The organism is Segatella salivae DSM 15606 (assembly GCF_000185845.1).
Classification (GTDB): Bacteria; Bacteroidota; Bacteroidia; order Bacteroidales; family Bacteroidaceae; genus Prevotella; species Prevotella salivae.
The window spans coordinates 1,659,205-1,662,738 of the sequence record NZ_GL629647.1 but is presented as its reverse complement, the minus strand read 5'-3'; the positions used below and the strand labels follow the sequence as shown (position 1 = coordinate 1,662,738).

Sequence of the window (3,534 nt, the reverse complement as noted above, 5' to 3'; positions counted from 1 at the left end):
CGTTCATGTTAAAAGCTATAATATCTATCTATGATTTGAATATTTTAATCTATTATCTTGCATAATTTTTACTTTTTGATTAACTTTGCACCCAGATTGGGGATATTTATGGCTTTGTTACATTTTAAGTGGTGTTTGGGATATACATTTTCACCTTTATAAATAGAGGGTTATGCTGTACTTTTATCCAAGTCGCGATTTACAAATAGCTATTTTATAAAAGATTATAAAGAATGGAACTCAACAAAGAAAGGAAGGCTTATATAGAGCCACAAATAAAATTGCATACAGTTATAATTGAAAGTCTTATTTTGGCTGGTAGTCCTCCTGTTAATACAACTCCAACGGTACTTGACCCTGATGAGGACGATGATGATACAAACCTCGTACCAGAGAATTAAGTTGGAGTTACTTTCCATTTTAAAGAAAAAACAAAATAATTACGAATTCATGAAGTTTAATAAAATTCGCAAGTGCAATGTTGGTCGTAAATCAACAGTGGCATTCACGTTTGTATGTCTTAGCGGGTTGGCAATCTCAAGTTTGACTTCCTGTTCAGATAATGAATTTAATTCAGCAGATAAGAATCAGGATGGAACATCTGTAAGATTTCAAATAACAACGGCTAATGAGCAGACACAACAAGCAAAGGTTAACCAGTCTCTTGTTATGACACGTGCTGCTTATGTAGAGCATTTGAATGAACAAGGACTGACAGCTGAAGACCTTGCAACACGTAAGATTGATATTCCTGGAAATAGTAAGTATTGTATTATAGAGAGCACTGTTGCTGGTATTGACAACGAATTAACGAACACCAATGCAGTAGCTACTCGTGCTAAAATTACCACAACTGCTACACTTGGTAAGTTCTCTACCATTGCTTATCGTGGTAGTTCAGCAGCAAGCATCAGCACTACTCCTTGGTTCTATAATGCAGAAACAAATGCAGATGGTACTCTTGCTAATACACAGCTTTGGTCATGGGGCGAGCCATATGCACGTTTCTATGCTGTTTACCCACAGGTAACAACATCATATAGTAAGCTAACATTAGCTCCATCAACCAACACTTCAACTCCATACGTGAATATTGAGGTTGAGCCAGGTGTACAGAATCAGAAAGATTTGATGACTGCTTGTTCTGGAACAACACCTATTCAATATACTACATTTGGGACTGCCCCTGCTGTTCCTTTGCAGTTCCAGCACGCAATGACAGCTATTCGCTTCAAGATTGGCGACCGCTTGTCAGGCTCTCATAAGATTACAAAGATTGAGATTGTTGGTGCAAAGAGCAAAGGTAAGTTCACTTTACCTTCATCAGTACAGGCTACTACTGGTGCATCTTTCAATAGTGCATGGTCTGATGTCAGCACTCCTGCTACCTTCACTCTCGATGGTATCAGCGTAAACACATCTGGTCATGTCAACGAGACTATCGTTGGTAAGGATGATGATAACTTCACATTCTACATGATTCCACAGAGTGTAGCAGGTATCAAGGTTAAGGTTTACTTTGACAATCAGGCTTCTCCAGCTATTGTAGCACCGCTCGCTGGCACTTGGAAGGCTGGTACAACAAAGACATACGCATTGTCACAGTCTGCTAATAATCTCAAATATACCTTCGAAGCTACTCCTAATCCAAGTGAAGCAGCAAACACAGAAGGTGCAACTACATCATATCAGATTACATCATACGTAGACGATGACAAGCAGCATCGCCCTGTTAAATGGAAGGTAGTTAGCTATGACGCTGATGGAGATGGTACCTTCTCTATGAGTGAGAAGCCTGATTGGCTGACTATTCCTAATGAAAGCGGAACTACAACGCAAGATGTAGAACAATATACTGCTACCTTCAAAGCCAATCAACGTGACGTTTTGGCTGACTTCAACAATGCAATGAAGACAGCACATCCTGTTACAGACTACAATCTTGCTAATGCTACAGGTGGGGCTGCAATAGAGAACACTGCAAACTGTTACATTATCAGTGCACCTGGTACATACCGTATTCCATTGGTTTATGGTAATGCTATTGAGGGAGGTGCTACTAACGCTTCTGCATATACAAGTACAGCACCAGCTACTCACTTACCGAAACCAGGTGGCGGATATTATCCCGAAGACCTAATCTTGCGTAGATTCGTTGATCATAACGATGATCCAATTACTTCTCCATATATCAACAAACAGAATCCTTCAGACCAAGCAACAAAAGCAAAAGTTATTTGGGAAGATTGCCCAGACATCGTTACAGGCCCTGCGGTTACAGGAAGTGGCGAGAATTCTTACCTTACTTTTACAATCAAGAAAGAGAACCTGCAGAACGGAAATGCCGTTGTTGCGGTTACAAATGCAACAGGTACAGTAATGTGGTCATGGCACTTATGGTTTACTCCTAAGAGTTCTCTCAAGAAGATTCCTGTTACCAGTGATGGGGCTGAATATAAGTTTATGACTGATAACCTTGGTTGGAAATACACCAAATGGACAGGCGGACTTAAGCGTGAAGTTGTTGTTAAGATAGAACAGCAGGCTGAAACAGGTGAAAAGAAGACAGCTACTATTACACTTAAGCAGGCTGCAGGCAACAATGTTCGCGAAGGATATGGAAATCTTTATCAGTGGGGACGTAAGGATCCACTGCCTGGTATCAATACAACAGGCTTCGCCTTCGACAACAACTATGTAGAGATACCTGCTAATAAGGGAGATGAACCTGCTAATGTAATAAAGATGAAGACCCGTAGTATTGGTCATGGTATTCAAAATCCAGGCATAATGCTTCCAAAAGTTGGTGGTGGTAAATTAAGTTGGCAATATCAACAGATTATTAATATGTGGTCAGCAAACAACAATAAGCTTGATGGTTCTATTCGCAATAATGTAAAAACCATCTATGACCCTTCTCCTGTAGGTTTCAAGGTGCCTGATGCACATGCATTCATGGGCTTTACTTTGACAGGAGCTGTATGGAGCAATGGTTATACATTCAAAGTTGATAACGATAAGGAAATCTACTTCCAAGCAGGAGGTGCCCGTTGGGGTACAAGTGGTGCTTTAACTGCTAATGGTACAGCAGCTATCTATTGGACATCTGATCCTAACTCACAGGGTGGACAACTTGGTTATGCATATCGAGCAAGTATGTCGAATGGTTCTTTAAGTGTTCCTATAACTTCATCAACTGGTTATGGATCATACGGAAATGGTTATGCTGTACGCCCAGTAGCAGAGTAAACAGACTTTTAAATTATATAATTACAGCCTCTCAGACGCAAGTTTGAGGGGCTGTTTTGTATATCTGTATTATAAACATATAATTTTCAGAGTGCAGTGATTTATTCTACATGTCTTATTATAAGTTTGCATGTTGAAAGTTTATCTTTTTCTATTTTCAACTATTATTAATTTGCATTGTAGAAAGCATGCACGCAACATTTCTTAATCTTTTTCGACTTTAATAGAAAAATATAGATATGAATTGCATTTATAATTCATTTGTTTTTTCGTAATTTTGCACGG

General features: G+C 39.2%; 2 protein-coding genes. Both read left to right on the top strand.

Annotated features, from left to right (window positions below; translation table 11 throughout):
• The first annotated feature begins 233 nt into the window (after positions 1-233).
• Positions 234-401: a hypothetical protein gene (locus HMPREF9420_RS14205; protein WP_007134790.1), complete on the top strand. Its 168-nt coding sequence runs from the start codon at positions 234-236 to the stop codon at positions 399-401.
• Between the two features lie 49 nt (positions 402-450).
• On the top strand, positions 451-3,249 hold the full coding sequence (locus tag HMPREF9420_RS06805; RefSeq protein ID WP_044078819.1) for a fimbrillin family protein: 2,799 nt from the start codon (positions 451-453) through the stop codon (positions 3,247-3,249).
• Positions 3,250-3,534: the final 285 nt, after the last annotated feature.

Bases quoted from the DNA above. Each gene is read 5' to 3' on its own strand.
- HMPREF9420_RS06805 (WP_044078819.1), top strand. From the start codon at position 451: ATGAAGTTTAATAAAATTCGCAAGTGCAATGTTGGTCGTAAATCAACA.
- HMPREF9420_RS14205 (WP_007134790.1), top strand. From the start codon at position 234: ATGGAACTCAACAAAGAAAGGAAGGCTTATATAGAGCCACAAATAAAA.